The following is a 17,131-nucleotide window of genomic DNA, read 5'->3' as shown; positions in this document are numbered from 1 at the left end:
CCCCGCATGTTAGGCGAGCACGCGGTCCACGGCGCTCGCGACGAGGCCGTCGATCTCCTCCTCCGTGAAGATGTCGGGCAGGGTGAGGCGCTCGACCACCAGCCAGTTGAGCGCCAGGTAGAGCAGCAGGACGGCGGTGGTGTCGCCGGGCAGGCCGGATTCCCGGTGGTGGCTGACGTTCGCGTCGATGTCCGCGCGGATCCGCTGGGTGAGCACGGCACGCAGTTGCGGCCGCCGGGTCGCCTCCAGCCGCAGCTCCAGCAGGGCCAGGTAGCCGGAGCGGAAGGCGGAGATCCGGCCGACGGTCTCACGCATGAGCGCCAGCAACCGGTCGCGGTCGCGCGGCCCCTCCAGGCTCAGCTCGAACGTGCGCGCGTCGGGCTGGAGCCGCTCGTAGATTCTGCTCCCCACCTGGGTGAAAAGCTCGTCACGGTTGGCGAAGTAGTTGGTGGCGGTGCCCATGGGCACCTTCGCCTCCGCGTCCACGGCCCTGAACGTCAGCCCGCGCGCCCCCTGCTCGGCCAGCACCTCGATGGCGGCATCGATCAGCGCCGCCCGCCTGGCCACGTTCTGTCGCGCCAATTGACACCACTCCAGTTGTAGTACTACGTTCAAACCACTTCAACTATAGTACTTCTTGGGGAGTGACCAACTGTGCGAAAGCTCGTTTACTACATCGCGATCTCCATCGACGGTTACATCGCCGGCCCCGGCGGCGAGTTCGACTTCTACCCCGTGGCCGACGACCTGGCCGCCTACCTGAACGACCAGCATCCCGAGACCATCCCCACCCACCTGAGGGCCCAGCTCGGCCTGGACGCGCCCAACAAGCGCTTCGACACCGTCCTCATGGGCCGCGGCACCTACCAGCCCGCCCTCGACGCCGGAATCACCAGCCCGTACGCCCACCTGCGCCAGTACGTGATCTCCGGCAGCATCCCCGAGATCACCGACCCGGCGGTCGAGCTCGTCTCCGGCGACCCGATCGGCCTGGTCCAGCGCCTGAAGAAGGAGGAGGGCATGGACATCTGGCTCTGCGGCGGCGGCAAGCTGGCCGGCTCCCTGCTGCCGGAGATCGACGAGCTGATCGTCAAGTGTTATCCGGTGGTGGCGGGCTCCGGCGTACCCGCCTTCGACGGCGAGTTCCGCCCCACGGCCTTCACCAACACCGGCACCCGCACCTTCAGCAACGGCACGGTGCTCCTGACCTACGTCCGCGGCTGATCACCAGGGCAGCGCCACCGGGCAGCCGCACGAAGCCTGCCTGGCCCCTGCCTGTCCCCTGCCTGGCGCGCCACGATGGTGGCGCGCCTTTCGGAGGGACTGGTCAGCGCTGGGTCGGCGCGACGACGACCTCGACGCGCTGGAACTCCTTGATGTCGGAGTAGCCCGTGGACGCCATGGTCCGCTTCAGTGCGCCCATGAGGTTCATCGAGCCGTCGGCGATGCTGGACGGCCCGTGCAGGATCTGCTCCAGCGGGCCGACCGTGCCGAACTCCACCCGGCGCCCGCGCGGCAGGTCCGGGTGGTGGGCCTCGGAGCCCCAGTGGAAGCCGCGACCCGGCGCCTCGGCGGCCCTGGCCAGCGGGGAGCCCACCATGACGGCGTCCGCGCCGCAGGCGATGGCCTTGGCGATGTCGCCGGAGGTGCCCATGCCGCCGTCGGCGATCACGTGCACGTAGCGGCCGCCGGACTCGTCCATGTAGTCGCGGCGGGCCGCGGCCACGTCGGAGATGGCCGTGGCCATCGGCACGGCGACACCCAGGACGTTGCGGGTGGTGTGCGAGGCGCCGCCGCCGAAGCCGACCAGCACGCCCGCCGCGCCGGTGCGCATCAGGTGCAGCGCCGCGGTGTGCGTGGCGCAGCCGCCGACGATCACCGGCACGTCCAGCTCGTAGATGAACTGCTTGAGGTTGAGCGGCTCGGCCCGCCCGGAGACGTGCTCGGCCGAGACCGTGGTGCCGCGGATGACGAAGATGTCCACGCCCGCGTCGATGACCGCCTTGTGGTATTGGACGGTGCGCTGCGGCGACAGCCGGACGGCGGTGGTCACGCCGGACGCCCGGATCTCCTCGATGCGGCGCCCGATCAGCTCTTCCTTGATCGGCGCGGCGTAGATCTCCTGGAGCCTCCTGGTCGCCGCCTCGGCGTCGAGCGACGCGCACTCCTCCAGCAGCGGCGACGGGTCGTCGTACCGGGTCCAGAGACCTTCGAGGTCGAGCGGCGCGAGACCGCCGAGCCGGCCGATCTCGATCGCGGTGGCCGGCGAGACGACGCTGTCCATGGGTGCGACGATCACGGGAAGCTCGAACCGGTAGGCGTCGATCTGCCAGGCGATCGAGACCTCTTCCGGGTCGCGGGTGCGCCGCGAGGGCACGAGGCCGATCTCGTCGAGCGAGTAGGCGCGGCGGCCGGACTTGCCCCGGCCGATCTCCACCTGCTGAGTCATGGATTACCTTCTGTGATAGTTCGGAGCTTCCACGGTCATCTGGATGTCGTGGGGGTGGCTCTCCTTGAGGCCCGCCATCGTGATCGGCATGAGCTCGCAGTCGGTGTGCATCTGAGTGATGGTGCGACATCCGGCATACCACATGCCCTGGCGCAGGCCGCCGACGAGCTGGTGCGAGACGGCGGAGACCGGGCCGCGGTAGGGGACCTGGCCCTCGATGCCCTCGGGGATGTATTTGTCCTCGCCGCCGACGTCGGCCTGGGCGTAGCGGTCCTTGCTGAAGGAGGTGCCGCCACGCTCGCGGTTGCGCACCGCGCCGAGCGAGCCCATGCCCCGGTAGGACTTGAACTGCTTGCCGTTGATGAAGATCAGCTCGCCGGGCGACTCCTCGCAGCCGGCCAGCAGCGACCCGAGCATGACCGTGTCGGCGCCCGCGGCGATGGCCTTGACGATGTCGCCGGAATATTGCAGGCCGCCGTCGCCGATCACCGGAACCCCGGCGGGCGCGCAGGCGAGCGAGGCCTCGTAGATGGCCGTGACCTGCGGCGCGCCCACCCCGGCCACCACGCGGGTGGTGCAGATGGAGCCGGGCCCGACGCCGACCTTGACCGCGTCGGCACCCGCCTCGACGAGCATCTGCGCGCCGGCCCTGGTGGCGATGTTGCCGCCGATGACGTCGACCTGGCTGTTGGCCTTGACCTTGGCGATCATGTCGGCCAGCCCCTTGGAGTGGCCGTGCGCCACGTCCACGACCACCACGTCCACGCCGGCCTCGATGAGCGCCTTGGTCCGCACCTCGGCGTCGCCCCCGACGCCGACCGCGGCGCCGACCACCAGGCGGCCGTCGGCGTCCTTGGTGGCCAGCGGATATTGCTCGCTCTTGGTGAAGTCCTTGACCGTGATGAGCCCGCGCAGCCTGCCGTCGGGGTCGACCAGCGGCAGCTTCTCGATCTTGTTCTGCCGGAGGAGGTCGTAGGCGTCGTCCCGCGAGACCCCCACGGGGGCGGTGACGAGCGGCATCTTCGTCATGACCTCGCGCACCGGCCGCTCCTGGGCGGTCTCGAAGCGCATGTCGCGATTGGTGACGATGCCGACGAGGATGCCGGACGCGTCGGTGACCGGCACCCCGGAGATCCGGTACGTCGCGCAGAGCCGCTCGACGTCGGCCAGCGTGTCGTCGGGGCTGCAGGTCACCGGGTTGGTCACCATGCCCGCCTCGGACCGCTTGACCAGGTCGACCTGCTGGGCCTGCTCCTCGACCGACAGGTTGCGGTGCAGGATGCCGATGCCGCCCTGCCTGGCCATGGAGACCGCCATCCGGGCCTCGGTCACGGTGTCCATCGCCGCCGAGACCAGCGGGATGGACAGGGTGATGCCACGTGACAGGCGGGTGCGGGTGTCGGCGTCACCTGGCTGCAGGTCTGAATACGCCGGCACGAGCAGCACGTCGTCAAAGGTCAGACCTGTCGCGGTGAACTTGGACATGCTGCGGCCCCTCCCGCCGATGCGCTGAATGACCCAAGTCTAGGGCCTGCGTCCAAACGCATGTGATGCCGGGAGGACGATGGCCCCCACGGCCCGTCGTACTCCCGGCATCGGCACGCTCCCGGGAGGTGGGACGGTCGATGTCACCGTCCCACCTCCGCCATCGGCACCCGGGCTGAGCGCGCGTTACGCCACCGAACCCCCCTCCGCGTCCTGATGGCCGGCGCTGCCCGGCCCTCGGGGGGCCGACGCAGAGTTAAGCGTGAGTTACGCAATGGCACAGCGCAACGTGAAAACGTGCAATTGCACTAAGCTGCACGCCGCACCGATGACTCCGCCGCAACGAGCGGACAAGTGGGGAATGCCGGGTTATTCTCGCGGCACGCCTGTCCCCCTACGGAGCCCGACACCATGCGCAGCGAGCATCAGACCATGCCCCAGCCGCTCGAAACGCTGGGCCTGGGCCCCACCCAGACGGCCGTTTACGCCGCCGTACTGCGCCTGCACCGGGCTACCCGCACCGAGCTCGCCGCGGCCATGGACGACCCGGTGGAGAAGGTCGGCAGGGAGCTCGACCAGCTCGTCGCGCTCGGCGTGGTGGACGAGCAGTCGGGCGAGTATCTCGCCCGGCACCCGGCCGCCGCGCTCGGCCGGCTGGTCGCCGAGCGGCTCGACCGCCTGGCCGAGGAGAGCCGCAGGATCGACTCCGCGCTCGGCTCGATCCGCGGCCTGATCCGCGACTACGACGCCGGCCGCGACTACCAGAGCGGCACCTTCCCCGTGGAGCTGGTCAGCGGGGCCGACGTGCTGTACGAGAGCGTCGTGGGCATGGCGGTCCAGGCGCCGCCGATGACGCTGCTGACCGCCATCCCGGACGAGCGCACCATGATCGACTTTGCCCGGAAGTACGCCGACCCGTGGATCGACGCACAGCGTCAAGGGCTGCTGCGCATGCGGACGATCGTCCCGGTCGACACCCTGGTGCTCCCCGGCGTACGCGACCAGCTCACCCGCATGGTCGAGGCGGGCGGCCAGGTGCGCACACTCGACCAGGTGCCGAGCTGGTTCGTGGCGGCGGGACCCGACGCGGCCGGCCTGCCCGCGCTCTGGGGCGGCAACCTGCCCGAGCACGCCTACAACTTCTATCTGATGCGGGCCCCCATCGTGGTGGGCATGCTGCACTCCCTCTTCGACGAGCTGTGGGGGCGCGCCATGCCCCTGCCCTGGCTGCCGGCGGGCCGCGAGGGCGGCGGCATGGTGCAGGTGCTGCGGCTGGCCGCGCAGGGCATGTGCGACGAGTCCATCGCGCGCCACCTCGGCGTGTCGGTCCGTACGGTACGCGCGAGATTCGCCGGCGCCATGTCCGAACTGGGCGCTCAGTCACGCTTTCACGCAGGTGTGGAGGCCGCTCGGCGCGGCTGGCTGGGCCAATGACCGCCGTTGACACCGCTTCGGTCATATGGTGGGAAGGTGCTGGAAGACGTCCCCCGCGACCCGTTCGCGGACGACCCTGACGACCCGTCCTCAGCGATGGGCGAGCTCGACGACGCCGAGCCTCTCACCGCCGCCGAGCGGGACGAGGCGATCACCGACCTGGCGGACGTCGAGGTCTTTCGCTCCCTGCTGGAGCCGCAGGGGGTGCTCGGCCTCGTGCTCGACTGCCCGGAATGCGGCGAGCAGCACTTCTTCGACTGGGACCTGCTGCGCGGCAACCTGCGCCAGATGATCGAGCTGGGCCGGCCCCAGGTGCACGAGCCGGCGTATTTCCCGGACCCGGACGAATATGTCAGCTGGGAGTACGCCAGAGGTTACGTCGACGGCGTCATCGACACCGAAGAGCGCCACTGATCGACCACGTCGCCACGCAGGACGGCGAGCACCCGAGCCGCGGGATCCCGGCGGTCGGGAGCCTCCCCCGCGGCGAGCGCGTCGAGCAGTGCGTCGCTCTCTTCCTCTGGCGTCAAGCCGACTCCAGCTCGGCCATCTGCCTCAGCCTGGCCAGCGCCCGATGCTGGGCGACCCGGACGGCTCCTGGTGACATGCCGAGTACATTACCGGTCTCCTCGGCCGACAGGCCCGACACCACCCGCAGCAGCAGCAACTCCCGCTGGTTCGGCGGCAGCCGGGCGAGCAGCCGGCGCGCGTGCTCCACCTCGATGTAGCGGACCACCGTCTCCTCCGGCCCCGGCCCGTCGTCGGGCCCGTCCGGAAGATCCTGAGTGGGCACGGCCGAGCGCACGGAACTGCGCAACGCGTCGGCCACCTTGTGCGAGGCGATCCCGAACACGAAGGACGCGAAGGGCCTCCCCATGTCCCTGTATCGCGGCAGCGCGGACAGGACCGCGATGCACACCTCCTGGGCGACGTCATCGGCAATGTGATATTGCCCGGTAACCCTGCCCAGCCTGGCGCGGCAATACCGCACCACCATCGGACGCAACTCGCCGAGCAAGGATTCGATCGCACTGCGATCTCCCTGCACAGCGAGGCTCGTTAGTTCCCTTAGGTCGGAGTCATCCGTCCGTGCCGGAAGTCTCGACGCGAGCCTTACCCCAATTTTGGCGTCGGCGACGCTTCCCTCGCTCACGTTAGGCATGATGCCCGCACTGATCGGGCCTGTCGTCATCGCGAACGGCTACGGATTGGTCACATTGACGAGACGATAACGGTCAGTAATCGATCGACAACACTAAGCCTTTCTGTCTGGCACCATATTTCACCCGATAACCCGAAATGCACGACATTCGTCAGACGCCGACGCTTAACACTCACTTCAGGTTTACTCCAATAAACCCGCATTCTTTCCCCAAGTTCCCCCACAACACAACAACCTGCGCAACATCACATACCGCATACCCCCCGCCCCGACGGCGCCACCCATGCCAAGCCGACCCCTCGTATAAGACCACGCGCGCCGTACGGCGAGTGGCGCGTGCGGCATGCGGCGAGGTGACAGGCGGCCGGTGGCAGACGGCCGGTGGCAGACGGCCGGTGGCGTGTGTGGCGCCTGTGGCGGGTGATAGGCAGCGGGGCGCCGGGTGGTGGGCGGCGCGTTCCGGCTGGCCGCCGGAGGCGGGTGCGTGAAGGGCGGCCGGTGGCGGGTGGCGTCAGGGGCGTCGGGTGGCGGGTGGCGTCAGGGGCGTCGGGTGGTGGGGGCGTCAGGGGCGTCGCCCGACTGTGCCGCAGGGCGCCGGAGCGTGGGACACAGGCTCCTGCGCGGGTAGCGCGGCCCTGCGGCGGGCATGCCACGAAAAACTCGCCGCAGGAACACGTACGGCCCGCGCCGACGATTCGGGCGGGCCGTGCGGTGGAGCTGGTGTGGCTAGTGGCCGTGGCCGTGACCGTGACCCTGACCAGCGGAGGCCTCTTCCTCTTCGGGCTTGTCCACCACGAGAACCTCGGTGGTGAGCAGCATGCCCGCGATGGAGGCGGCGTTCTGGACGGCCGAGCGGGTGACCTTGACCGGGTCGATGACGCCCTGCGACAGCAGGTCGCCGTACTCGCCGGTGGCGGCGTTGAGGCCGTGTCCGGGCTTGAGCTCGGCGATCTTGTGCGTGACGACGTAACCCTCGAGACCGGCGTTCTCGGCGATCCAGCGGGACGGCTCGACCAGCGAGCGGCGCACGATGGCGACACCGGTGGCCTCGTCGCCCGTGAGGCCGAGGTCGTCGAGCTCCTTGGCGACGTGGATCAGCGCGGAGCCGCCACCGGAGACGATGCCCTCCTCGATCGCGGCGCGCGTCGCTGAGATCGCGTCCTCGAGGCGGTGCTTCTTCTCCTTGAGCTCCACCTCGGTGGCCGCGCCGACACGCAGCACGCACACACCGCCGGCGAGCTTGGCCAGGCGCTCCTGGAGCTTCTCGCGGTCCCAGTCGGAGTCCGACTGCTCGATCGCGAGCTTGATCTCCTTGACCCGGTCCTCGATGGCCTTGGCGTCACCGGCGCCGTCGACGATGGTCGTGGCGTCCTTGGTGACGACGATGCGGCGAGCGGTGCCGAGCACCTCCAGACCGACGTTCTCCAGCTTGAGGCCGATCTCCTCGCTGACGACCTGGCCACCCGTGAGGATGGCGATGTCCTGCAGCATCGCCTTGCGGCGGTCGCCGAAGCCGGGAGCCTTGACGGCGACAGAGGTGAAGGTGCCGCGGATCTTGTTGGTGACCAGAACGGCCAGGGCCTCGCCCTCGACGTCCTCAGCGACCACCAGCAGCGGCTTCTTGCTCTGCGCGATCTGCTCCAGCAGCGGCAGGAAGTCCGCGATGGAGGAGACCTTGCCCTGGGTGAGCAGGATGTAGGCGTCCTCCAGGACGGCCTCCATGCGCTCGGAGTCGGTGACCATGTAGGCCGACAGGTAACCCTTGTCGAACTGCAGGCCCTCGGTGAACTCGAGCTCCATGCCCATGGCGTTGGACTCTTCGACGGTGAGCACACCGTCCTTGCCCACCTTGTCGAACGCCTCGGCGATCAGCTCGCCGATCTGGGCGTCCTGAGCGGAGATCGTCGCGACATTGGCGATCTCCTTCTTGTCCTCGACCGGACGGGCGCTGGCCAGCAGCTTGTCGCTGATGGCCTTGGCGGCCTGGTCGATGCCGCGCTTGAGCGACAGCGGCGAGGCGCCGGCGGCCACGTTGCGCAGGCCCTCGCGGACCATCGCCTGGGCCAGGACGGTCGCGGTGGTGGTGCCGTCGCCCGCGACGTCGTTGGTCTTGGTGGCAACTTCCTTGGCGAGCTGGGCGCCGAGGTTCTCGTAACGCTCCTCCAGCTCGATCTCACGAGCGATGGTCACGCCGTCGTTCGTGATCGTCGGGGCACCGAACTTCTTGTCGATGACGACGTTGCGGCCACGGGGGCCGAGGGTAACCTTTACGGCGTCCGCGAGGGCGTTGACGCCGCGCTCAAGCGCGCGGCGAGCGTTCTCGTCGAATTCCAGGATCTTCGCCATTTTGCTGAGAGTCCTCTCCTGGCGTCGAAAGCCCCGAACGCGGTATGCGTCCGGGGCCCCGACACAACCGGCTTACTTCTCGATGATCGCGAGAACGTCGCGGGCGGAGAGCACGAGGTACTCCTCGCCGCCGTACTTGACCTCGGTGCCGCCGTACTTGCTGTAGAGGACGATGTCGCCCTCGCTGACGTCGAGCGGAATCCGCTTGTCGCCGTCCTCATCCCAGTTGCCGGGACCCACCGCGAGGACCTTGCCCTCTTGCGGCTTCTCCTTGGCGGTGTCCGGGATGACCAGACCGGAAGCGGTGGTCTGCTCTGCCTCAAGCGGCTGAACCACAATGCGGTCGCCGAGCGGCTTAACGGGAACCTTGGTGGCGGTCGTCACGATCGGACCTCCCCTTCAGATATGAATGATCTAGAAGAGGCGACCAGCGGGGCCTGCCGTCGCGGGTGCCAGACCTGCCTCGTCGCACATTGGCACTCTCAAGGGGAGAGTGCCAACAGGAAACATATGCAAGAGGGGCTTGACAGTCAACACGAACTCGTCCGCTGAGAGCGATCAGGACCGAGTCTTCGCCTGGATAACCCCTGGTTGCGGGGTTTCTGGAGTCCCAGCCTAGGTGCAGCCAGGAGGATCCCTCCGCACGTCGCGTCGGCGCGCCGTACGGCTGGAGCCGGCGGACCCGGCCGGACGGATCGGCGGGGGCGCTAACGTCGTACGTCGTGGACTTCGACGCCTTTCGTGAGCTGCTGACGCCGCGCGGCCTGCGGGCGCTCGGCGAGGCCGAGGAGCTCGTGGGCGCCGACCCGGTCGTGGCCGCCACCAAGCTGCGCAGGACCTACGACGCCGCGCTGACCTCGGCCGCGCTCACCCAGGCCGGGCTCAGGGACCGGGCGCGGGCGAAGTTCGGCGCGGACGCGGGGCTGATGTACTTCACGCCGCACGGCCTGGAGCAGGCGACCCGCGCCGAGGTCGCCGAGCACCGCGCCCGCCGCCTGGCCGCCGGGCCCGGCCTGCGGGTCGTGGACGCGTGCTGCGGCATCGGCGGTGACCTGGTGGCGCTGGCCCGCGCGGGCTGCACCGTGGACGCCGTGGACACCGACCCGCTGACCGTCGCCGTCGCCACGGCGAACGCCGAGGCGCTCGGTCTCGCCGACCGGGTCACGGTCACGCTGGCCGACGCCGCGTCGGTCGTCCCCGAGGCGTACGACGTGCTGTTCGCCGACCCCGCGCGCCGCACCTCCAGGGGCAGGACGTTCGACCCGCTGGCCTACTCCCCGCCCTGGCCGGTGGTGCTGGAGCTGGTGTCCAGGTCGCACCGCGCCTGCCTCAAGGTGGCCCCAGGAATCCCGTACGAGTTCATCCCCGACGCCGCCGAGGCCGAGTGGGTCTCCTACCGGGGCGACGTCAAGGAGGCCACCCTCTGGACCGGTGGCGACGAGGAGCGGACCGGCAGGCGGGCCACGCTGCTGCCCGGCTCGCACACCCTGGCCGCCACCGGCGTACGGGCGGCCACGGGCCCGGTCGGGCGCTATGTGTACGAGCCCGACGGAGCCGCCATCCGCGCGCATCTCGTGGGCGAGGTGGCCGAGCTGGTGCGCGGCCGCCTTCCCGATCCGATGATCGCTTACATCTCCGGGGACGAGCCGATCGACACCCCCTGGGCCGCGAGGTACGAAGTCGACGAGGTGCTGCCTTTCTCGCTCAAGCGCCTCCGTACGGCACTCCGCGACCGCCAAATCGGAAATGTCACCATCAAAAAGCGCGGCTCGGCCGTAGATATCGAGCGCCTGCGCCGCGACCTCCGACTTTCCGGCGTTAAATCCACTGTAATCATCCTGACCAGGATTATGGACAGGCCGTCAGTCATCATCTGCAACCCCAGCCCACCTGCATAAATGACAAAGCAGGGCGATTCATCGATAAGCACGACGTTCTCCCTCGCCCCTGACGGACCATGATCGAAAGGCTATGGTGGCGGGCGGGAGTTCTCCCCCTATCGCGGTGAGCCGTGTTCTCCTTCTTCCATTTGCAAACCGGACTCGCTACGCGGCAGACCGTCGACGAGCGAAGGAGCCTTTCGGTGGATCATTCGAACCACACCACCCTTCTGCAAGCGGGCGGCCAGACCGCCATCTCCGACAGGATGCGGGAGCTGCTGGCGCGTGCCGCGCAGGATCACGTGTACGAGCAGCGCACGCAGGGAGCTGTCCTCGACGAGATCCGCCAGCGGCTTGAGGGCATGGAGTGGCTTCTTCGCGAGGTGCGCGAGCGCGAGCTCGGCGGTCTCAGCGGCACCCTTGAGACGGTGAGCGGGCGGCTCGACGACATCGCGGCCAAGCCGCCGATGTGGGCCGAGGGGCTGGCCCAGCACGTGGAGGCGGTGCGCGATCACGTCGACGCCGTCGGCGAGCAGGTCGACGGCGTCGACTCCCGGGTGGAGTCCGTGCACGAGCGCGTGCACCCGGTCCTGGAGCTGCCGAAGCTGCGCGCCGATCTCGGCATCGTGAGCGAGGGCGTCGAGGAGACGCTCAGCCGGCTGCAGTCGGTGCTGGAGGTGACCGACGGCATGACCCAGCGGATGGGCGAGTTCACCACCAGGCTCGCCCAGGTGAGCGCCGGCATGGAGGTCGCCGCCGGCCGGTTCAACCGGATCGACAAGTCGCTGGCCGAGCTCAACGGCCGCACCGACCGCGTCGAGGGGGTGGTGCTGGACCTGTCCGACGGCTTGGACGAGCGGCTGGCCGCGACCGCCGAGCAGCTCACCGCCTCGACGGACCGGGTGAGCGTCAAGGTGGACGCCGTCGAGCAGCGCCTGACCAGCCGCCTGGACGACACCGAGCAGTCCCTCGGCACCCGGCTCGACGACACCGAGCAGCGCCTCACCGGCCGCGTGCACGACCTCTCCGGCCGCGTCGACAGCAGGGTGGACAAGATCGACGGCCGGCTGGTCGCGATCGACTCCCGCCTGGCGAACGTCGACCACCGCTTCGAAACCGCCGACCAGTCCCTCACCGACATCGGCACCCGCCTCGCGAGCGTCGACGACCGTTTCCAGACCGCCGATGAGTCCCTGGCCGACATCGGCACCCGCCTGGCGAGCGTGGACCACCGCTCCCAGACCGCCGACCGATCCCTCGCCGACATCGGCACCCGTCTGCAGGGCGTGGACGCGCGGCTGGACGGGTTCGACACCCGCCTGACGTCCGTGGACGGCCGGCTCGTCGCCATGAACGGCGAGCTGGACGCCCGCCTGACCGGTCACGACGGGCGCTTCGACGCCCTGGACGAGCACCAGGCCGAGACCGCCGCCCGCGACGAGGACCGCTTCAACGGCCTCGACACCCACCTCAAGTCCTTGGATGAGCGGCTGGAAGCGGCCGAGGAGCACCTGACCACCCGCGTCGACGGCCTCGACGCCCACCTGACCGGTCTCACCACCCACTCCGAGCAGGTCGGCGAGACGCTGGAGGCCGTGAGCCGCCGCATCGGCCAGCTCCCCGAGGCGCTGGCCATCGACGAGCGTCTCGGCGAGCTGCTCGACTCCCACCGGGCCGACCACGCCGAGCGCCTGGCCGAGGCGGCGGCCGCGCTCACCGAGGCGGTCAGCTCCCGTCCCGACCGCGAGGCGCTGGCCGAGACCGTGTCCGAGACGGTGACCGGCATCGTCGAGCCCGCCACCGCCGACCTCAACAAGCGCCTCGGCGCTCTGGAGGAGACCATGCTGGCCCTCGCCGAGGCCCTGCTGCGGCCCACCCGCGCCAAGGACTGAGCCGCGCGGGACTCAGACGCGGAGGACTCAAACGCGCGGGACTCAGCCGCGCGGGACTCAGACGTGGACCGTCGTGATGGGCATCGAGGAGTCGGCGGGGATCTCCAGCGAGGACGGGGTGACGCCGGCCGCCACCAGGTCCGAGCCGAGCGCGGCGACCATGGCGCCGTTGTCGGTGCACAGCCCGGGGCGGGGGACGCGCAGCCGTACGCCGGCCGCGTCGCACCGCTCCTGGGCCAGGGCGCGCAGCCGCGAGTTCGCCGCCACGCCGCCACCGATCAGCAGGTCGCCCACGCCGTACTTACGGCAGGCCTGCAGGGCCTTACGGGTCAGCACGTCGACCACCGCCTCCTGGAAGGAGGCGGCCACGTCCGGCACGTGGATGCGCTCCCCCGCCGACTCGCGCGCCTCCACCCAGCGGGCGACGGCGGTCTTCAGCCCTGAGAAGGAGAAGTCGAGCGTGCCGTCGTCCATCTTGCCCCGGGGGAAGGCGACCGCGGTGCCGGAGCCCGAGGTGGCGGCCTTGTCGATGTAGGGGCCGCCGGGGAACGGCAGCCCGAGCACCCGCGCCACCTTGTCGAACGCCTCCCCCGCCGCGTCGTCCACGGTGGAGCCGAGCGAGATCACGTCCTTGGCCACGTCGGGCACCAGCAGCAGCGAGGAGTGCCCGCCCGACACCAGCAGGGCGATGCACGGCTTGGGCAGCGGCCCGTGCTCCAGCTGGTCCACCGCGACGTGCGCGGCCAGGTGGTTGACGCCGTAGAGGGGAATGCCGAGGCCGAGCGCGTAGGCCTTGGCCGCGGCCACGCCGACCAGCAGCGCGCCGGCCAGCCCCGGCCCGGCGGTGACCGCGATCGCGTCGATGTCGGAGAACCTCAGCCCGGCCTGGGCCAGCGCCGCCTCCACGGTGGGCGTCATCGCCTCCAGGTGCGCTCGCGAGGCCACCTCGGGCACCACGCCGCCGAAGCGGGCGTGCTCTTCCATGCTGGAGGCGATCGTGTTGGCCAGCAGGGTGTGGCCGGTGACGATCCCGATGCCGGTCTCGTCGCAGGACGTCTCGATGCCCAGGACCAGCGGTGCGTCAGCCATCCAGCTTTCTCCTCATCATGATCGCGTCGGTGCCGTCGTCGTAGTAGCGGCGCCGGACGCCGATCTCCTCGAACCCGAAGTGCTGGTAAACGCCCCGGGCGACCGGATTGTCCTCCCGTACCTCCAGGAAGATCTCCCGCGCGCCTCGCTCGCCCGCCACCCGCAGCAGCTCGGCCAGCATCGCGCCGCCGATGCCGGTGCCGCGGTGGGACTCCAGCACCGCGATGGTCTGCACGTCGGCCTGGTCGGCGGCGACGGCCAGGCCCGCGTAGGCGACGATCTGGTCGTCCGCCTCCGCCACCACGTAGTGCCTGGTGCGCGGCTGGTCGGCGAGCTCACCGCGCATCATCCCCTCGCTCCACGCGTCGTACGGGAACGTCGCCTGCTCGATCGCCATCACCACCGGCAGATCGGCCACGGTCATCTGCCGCAGCTTCACGCCGTCACCCGCTTGGGCGCGCCGGGCACGACCGCGTCGGGCCGGCGCAGATAGACGGGGTGCGGCTGGTCGAGCGGCGTCCCCGCCGCGATGCGCTCGGCCGCGAGCGCGGCCAGGAATCCGGCGTACGGGTAAGCCGGCTCATGCGCGCGGCCGAGCGCCTCGGGATAGAGCCCGGCCCCGGCGCCCACCACCGGCAGTCCCTCGACGGGGACCTCGGCGGGCCGGGCGACGGACGGGCCGTCGAGCCTGGTGCGCCGATCGGCGTAGCGGGCCCAGAACACCTCCTTGCGCCGCGCGTCGGTGGCGACCAGGAACGGCTCGTCCAGGCCGCTGCCGTAGGCGATGGCGTCGAGCGTGCAGATGCCGTAGGCCGGCACGCCGAGCGTGGTGGCGAGGCCCTGCGCGGTCATCAGCCCGACCCGCAGGCCGGTGTAGGGGCCGGGGCCGCTGCCCGCGACCACGGCGGTGACGTCACGCGGCGACACCCGCGCCTCCGCCAGCACGCGCTCGACGGCCGGCGCCAGCAACTCGCCGTGACGCCGGGCGTCGATCGTGGTGGATTCGGCGAGCACTCGCGTCCCGTCGTGGAGCGCGGCGGTGACGGCGGGGGTAGCGGTATCGAAAGCCAGGACCAACACGACTGATTAGCCTACCCGCAGAGCAGGTCAGGCCCAGCCGGTCCGCCGCTTCAGCCACTCCAGCGCCACGACGCCCTGCGCCCGCTGGAACGCCCGGAGCGTCGGCAGCCCCGGCGGGGCCGGCATCCGGCTCCTGCTGACCAGATAGCCGGTGAACGCGGCGATCACCCGGGTGACGCGGTCATCGGGGTCGGTGAAGAGCTCGTGCGGCGGTGGGCCGCCCTGCATGGCGACGGACGGCAGCATGACCACCACGTCGAACCAGGCCGCGCCCACGCAGGCCCACGGCCAGTCCACGACGTAGACGCGCTCCTCGGTGAGCAGGACGTTGTCGGCCCGTACGTCGCCGTGCAGGAGCGTGTCGCCCTCGGCCGCCCGCGCCCAGCCCGACTCCAGCTCGGCCAGCGCGTCGAGGTGGCGCAACGCCCACGGGTCCAGCCCGGCGGTGTCCGCGCCGCGCAGCCGGCGCCAGCCGTCGAACGACCCCTCGAACGCCTCGGCGATCGGCGGCGCGGCCATCGGCGCCGGCGTCAGCTCGGCGGACATCCGCGCGACGGCGGCCGTGACCCGGTCGAGCTCGTCGCGACGCCACGGCATCGCCGGGTGCCGGCCCTCGATGTCCTCGAACGCGAGCACCACCCAGCCGTCGACCTCGAAGGTGGCGATCAGGCGGGGAGCCGGGACGGAGGCGGGAAGCGCGGCGGCGATCTTGGCCTCGGCGCGGTAGATGCCGGCGGAGTCGGGGTTCGGCTCAGGGCCGACGGCCTTGACGAAGAGCCGGCGCCCGTCCGCGGCGCGCAGCCGCACGGCCGCCCCCGGGGAGAACCCGCCCGGCTGCGTGACCGCCTCGGCCACGGGCCCGCCGAGCAGCTCCTCGACCGCGGCGCGAGCGGCCGGGTGCACCTCGTGCCAGGGCAGCCGGGTCCCCGCCGCGGGCGGATTGGCGTCCACACTCATGAACCCATGATCCCAACCGGCGCAACCGGATTTGGGGAGGCGGAGGCCGCGAATCGAGAACCCGCGACGCAGGGTGCGGCCGGAAGGCGCGGGAGGAGGTCAGGCGCGGGAGGCGTACACGATGATGTTGTCGAGGTACTCGCCCGCGGCGCGGTCGAACCTGCCGCCGCAGGTCACCAGCTTGAGCCCGTCCTCCACGTACACCCGCCGGAGCGGGAAGGAGTCCTTGTGGACCTGCTCGACGCCGTCGACCTTGTACTTGACGACCTTGCCGTCGCTGCGCTCCACCTTGACGATCTCACCCTTGCGCACGTGCCTGAGCTTGTAGAAGACGGCCGGCGCGGTCTTGGTGTCGACATGTCCGACGATCACCGAGGCGCCCTTCTCACCCGGCACGGCGCTGCCGGTGTACCACCCGGCCATCTCGGGCTTCTCGTAGGGCGGCAGTTCGACCTCGCCGTCCTTGAGCCCGAGCTTCATCAGCGGCGCCTCCATGTCGATCGAGGAGATCTCAATGCTCTTCGGCACGATCGCGGCCGCCTTCTTGGGGGTGGACTGCATGCTCTGGCCGAAGGCGACCAGCACCAGCCCGGTCACGGCGCCGGCGAGCACCACCCGCCCGGGACGCGCCATCGCTAGGACCGGCTGCGGCGCTTGACCGCCACCCCGATCCCGACGGCCATCGCCAGGCCGAGCGCCAGGCCGACGCCGCCGAGCGGAAGGGAGGAGCCCTCGTCGACCTCCTGGCCGAAGGTGCCGCCGCCGCCGGCCCTGGGCGCCCTGGTGGGCACGTCGCTCGGCAGCGGGTCGGCCCTGGTGACTCTGAGGGTGGCCCGGCCGACGTGGTTGGTGCCGTCGCACTTGACGTCCACGCGGTACGAGCCGCGCTTGACGGTGCCGGAGACCTGAGCCTGGCCGCGCACCCACGCGCCGGAGGGCGAGCCGGTGGCGGCGGGACTGGCGGTCGCGGAGGTGGCGGGGGATAAGGAGACCCCGGAGAGGAAGGCTCTGGAGGTGGCGGTGCCGGTGTGGGCGGGGCCGCCCGAGGGCTCGGGGCAGTTGGCCAGGATCCACACGGTCGAGGTCTCACCGGCGGTGACGCTGTCGGGGTTGAGCTGGACCGAGATGGACTGCCGGGTGGCGGTCGCCGTGGGGCTGACCGGCGTGGTGGCCGTGGGGCTGACCGAGGTGGTGGGGGTCCCGGTCGGCGTCTCCGAACCCGCCGGTGGTGTTTGCGCCTCCGCTGCGCATCCTACGAGGCCGATCATGACGATGGCTCCCGCGTACGCGACTCGCCTGACCCTGAGCACCCGTCGCACCCCACTCCGCCGTCCTTCACCAAGCATCCAGCGAAACT

Annotated in this window: 18 protein-coding genes; 5 read left to right on the top strand and 13 right to left on the bottom strand. The window is 70.6% G+C overall.

The features are described 5' to 3' along the window. Window positions 1–9 precede the first annotated feature (9 nt). Complete coding sequence (locus OHA68_RS19235) at window positions 10–582, bottom strand: TetR/AcrR family transcriptional regulator (protein ID WP_189141188.1); 573 nt, start codon at window positions 580–582, stop codon at window positions 10–12. A 72-nt stretch (window positions 583–654) separates the two neighbouring features. Between OHA68_RS19235 and OHA68_RS19230 the strand changes: the two genes are divergently transcribed. Continuing rightward, a complete protein-coding gene (locus OHA68_RS19230) occupies window positions 655–1,224 on the top strand; it encodes a dihydrofolate reductase family protein (protein ID WP_327108854.1) in 570 nt (189 codons plus the stop codon). A gap of 103 nt (window positions 1,225–1,327) precedes the next feature. Here OHA68_RS19230 and OHA68_RS19225 read toward each other — a convergent pair whose 3' ends face one another. After that, window positions 1,328–2,449, bottom strand: a complete 1,122-nt coding sequence (locus tag OHA68_RS19225; protein ID WP_189141190.1) for a GuaB3 family IMP dehydrogenase-related protein — start codon at window positions 2,447–2,449, stop codon at window positions 1,328–1,330. Window positions 2,450–2,452: 3 nt separating this feature from the next. Next, on the bottom strand, window positions 2,453–3,934 hold the full coding sequence (gene guaB, locus OHA68_RS19220; protein ID WP_327108853.1) for an IMP dehydrogenase: 1,482 nt from the start codon (window positions 3,932–3,934) through the stop codon (window positions 2,453–2,455). A gap of 411 nt (window positions 3,935–4,345) precedes the next feature. On the opposite strand from guaB, the gene OHA68_RS19215 reads away from it, so the two are divergent. Both OHA68_RS19215 and OHA68_RS19210 read left to right on the top strand, forming a co-directional pair. Further along, window positions 4,346–5,368 carry a helix-turn-helix transcriptional regulator gene (locus OHA68_RS19215; protein ID WP_327108852.1) on the top strand — a complete coding sequence of 341 codons (1,023 nt, stop codon included), beginning with the start codon at window positions 4,346–4,348 and terminating at the stop codon, window positions 5,366–5,368. Window positions 5,369–5,404: 36 nt separating this feature from the next. After that, on the top strand, window positions 5,405–5,782 hold the full coding sequence (locus OHA68_RS19210; RefSeq protein ID WP_327108851.1) for a DUF5319 family protein: 378 nt from the start codon (window positions 5,405–5,407) through the stop codon (window positions 5,780–5,782). On the opposite strand, the gene OHA68_RS19205 is transcribed toward OHA68_RS19210, so the two are convergent. The 4 genes from OHA68_RS19205 to groES all read right to left on the bottom strand — a co-directional run bounded on the left by OHA68_RS19205 (window position 5,743) and on the right by groES (window position 9,260). Next, the gene (locus OHA68_RS19205) at window positions 5,743–5,898 is read right to left on the bottom strand and encodes a hypothetical protein (protein WP_327108850.1); all 156 of its coding nucleotides are present in this window, start codon (window positions 5,896–5,898) and stop codon (window positions 5,743–5,745) included. The two genes, OHA68_RS19210 and OHA68_RS19205, sit on opposite strands and share 40 nt — an antisense overlap. After that, window positions 5,895–6,530: a sigma-70 family RNA polymerase sigma factor gene (locus OHA68_RS19200; protein ID WP_189141441.1), complete on the bottom strand. Its 636-nt coding sequence runs from the start codon at window positions 6,528–6,530 to the stop codon at window positions 5,895–5,897. The genes OHA68_RS19205 and OHA68_RS19200 overlap by 4 nt, the downstream gene beginning before the upstream one ends. A gap of 726 nt (window positions 6,531–7,256) precedes the next feature. Next, complete coding sequence (groL, locus tag OHA68_RS19195; RefSeq protein ID WP_189141194.1) at window positions 7,257–8,876, bottom strand: chaperonin GroEL; 1,620 nt, start codon at window positions 8,874–8,876, stop codon at window positions 7,257–7,259. Window positions 8,877–8,948: 72 nt separating this feature from the next. Further along, window positions 8,949–9,260, bottom strand: coding sequence for a co-chaperone GroES (gene groES, locus OHA68_RS19190; protein WP_043623565.1), 312 nt, complete (start codon window positions 9,258–9,260; stop codon window positions 8,949–8,951). Window positions 9,261–9,598: 338 nt separating this feature from the next. Here groES and OHA68_RS19185 point away from each other — a divergent pair, with 338 nt between their 5' ends. Then, complete coding sequence (locus OHA68_RS19185) at window positions 9,599–10,774, top strand: class I SAM-dependent methyltransferase (protein WP_327108849.1); 1,176 nt, start codon at window positions 9,599–9,601, stop codon at window positions 10,772–10,774. Window positions 10,775–10,959: 185 nt separating this feature from the next. Then, entirely contained in the window at window positions 10,960–12,648 is a 1,689-nt protein-coding gene (locus OHA68_RS19180) for a hypothetical protein (RefSeq protein WP_327108848.1), read from the top strand. Window positions 12,649–12,705: 57 nt separating this feature from the next. Here OHA68_RS19180 and tsaD read toward each other — a convergent pair whose 3' ends face one another. From tsaD to OHA68_RS19150, 6 genes are all read right to left on the bottom strand, one after another. Next, window positions 12,706–13,737 carry a tRNA (adenosine(37)-N6)-threonylcarbamoyltransferase complex transferase subunit TsaD gene (tsaD, locus tag OHA68_RS19175; RefSeq protein ID WP_189141197.1) on the bottom strand — a complete coding sequence of 344 codons (1,032 nt, stop codon included), beginning with the start codon at window positions 13,735–13,737 and terminating at the stop codon, window positions 12,706–12,708. Then, the gene (rimI, locus tag OHA68_RS19170; RefSeq protein WP_189141442.1) at window positions 13,730–14,161 is read right to left on the bottom strand and encodes a ribosomal protein S18-alanine N-acetyltransferase; all 432 of its coding nucleotides are present in this window, start codon (window positions 14,159–14,161) and stop codon (window positions 13,730–13,732) included. Before rimI ends, tsaD begins: the two co-directional genes overlap by 8 nt. Window positions 14,162–14,172: 11 nt before the next feature. Next, window positions 14,173–14,817, bottom strand: a complete 645-nt coding sequence (gene tsaB / locus OHA68_RS19165) for a tRNA (adenosine(37)-N6)-threonylcarbamoyltransferase complex dimerization subunit type 1 TsaB (protein WP_189141198.1) — start codon at window positions 14,815–14,817, stop codon at window positions 14,173–14,175. Window positions 14,818–14,844: 27 nt separating this feature from the next. Continuing rightward, window positions 14,845–15,774, bottom strand: a complete 930-nt coding sequence (locus OHA68_RS19160) for a phosphotransferase family protein (RefSeq protein ID WP_327108847.1) — start codon at window positions 15,772–15,774, stop codon at window positions 14,845–14,847. A 99-nt stretch (window positions 15,775–15,873) separates the two neighbouring features. Beyond that, on the bottom strand, window positions 15,874–16,407 hold the full coding sequence (locus OHA68_RS19155; protein ID WP_327108846.1) for a class F sortase: 534 nt from the start codon (window positions 16,405–16,407) through the stop codon (window positions 15,874–15,876). Between the two features lie 2 nt (window positions 16,408–16,409). Next, on the bottom strand, window positions 16,410–17,042 hold the full coding sequence (locus OHA68_RS19150; protein WP_327108845.1) for a hypothetical protein: 633 nt from the start codon (window positions 17,040–17,042) through the stop codon (window positions 16,410–16,412). Window positions 17,043–17,131: the final 89 nt, after the last annotated feature.

The organism is Nonomuraea glycinis, from assembly GCF_035920485.1.
Classification (GTDB): Bacteria; Actinomycetota; Actinomycetes; order Streptosporangiales; family Streptosporangiaceae; genus Nonomuraea; species Nonomuraea glycinis.
This window is presented reverse-complemented; position numbering and strand designations above follow the sequence as displayed.

What these genes read in the sequence shown, in the direction of transcription:
- OHA68_RS19225 (WP_189141190.1), bottom strand. Translation starts at nt 2,449, where the DNA reads ATGACTCAGCAGGTGGAGATCGGCCGGGGCAAGTCCGGCCGCCGCGCC.
- guaB (WP_327108853.1), bottom strand. Translation starts at nt 3,934, where the DNA reads ATGTCCAAGTTCACCGCGACAGGTCTGACCTTTGACGACGTGCTGCTC.
- OHA68_RS19215 (WP_327108852.1), top strand. Translation starts at nt 4,346, where the DNA reads ATGCGCAGCGAGCATCAGACCATGCCCCAGCCGCTCGAAACGCTGGGC.
- OHA68_RS19200 (WP_189141441.1), bottom strand. Translation starts at nt 6,530, where the DNA reads ATGCCTAACGTGAGCGAGGGAAGCGTCGCCGACGCCAAAATTGGGGTA.
- groL (WP_189141194.1), bottom strand. Translation starts at nt 8,876, where the DNA reads ATGGCGAAGATCCTGGAATTCGACGAGAACGCTCGCCGCGCGCTTGAG.
- tsaD (WP_189141197.1), bottom strand. Translation starts at nt 13,737, where the DNA reads ATGGCTGACGCACCGCTGGTCCTGGGCATCGAGACGTCCTGCGACGAG.
- rimI (WP_189141442.1), bottom strand. Translation starts at nt 14,161, where the DNA reads ATGACCGTGGCCGATCTGCCGGTGGTGATGGCGATCGAGCAGGCGACG.
- OHA68_RS19160 (WP_327108847.1), bottom strand. Translation starts at nt 15,774, where the DNA reads ATGAGTGTGGACGCCAATCCGCCCGCGGCGGGGACCCGGCTGCCCTGG.
- OHA68_RS19155 (WP_327108846.1), bottom strand. Translation starts at nt 16,407, where the DNA reads ATGGCGCGTCCCGGGCGGGTGGTGCTCGCCGGCGCCGTGACCGGGCTG.
- OHA68_RS19150 (WP_327108845.1), bottom strand. Translation starts at nt 17,042, where the DNA reads ATGATCGGCCTCGTAGGATGCGCAGCGGAGGCGCAAACACCACCGGCG.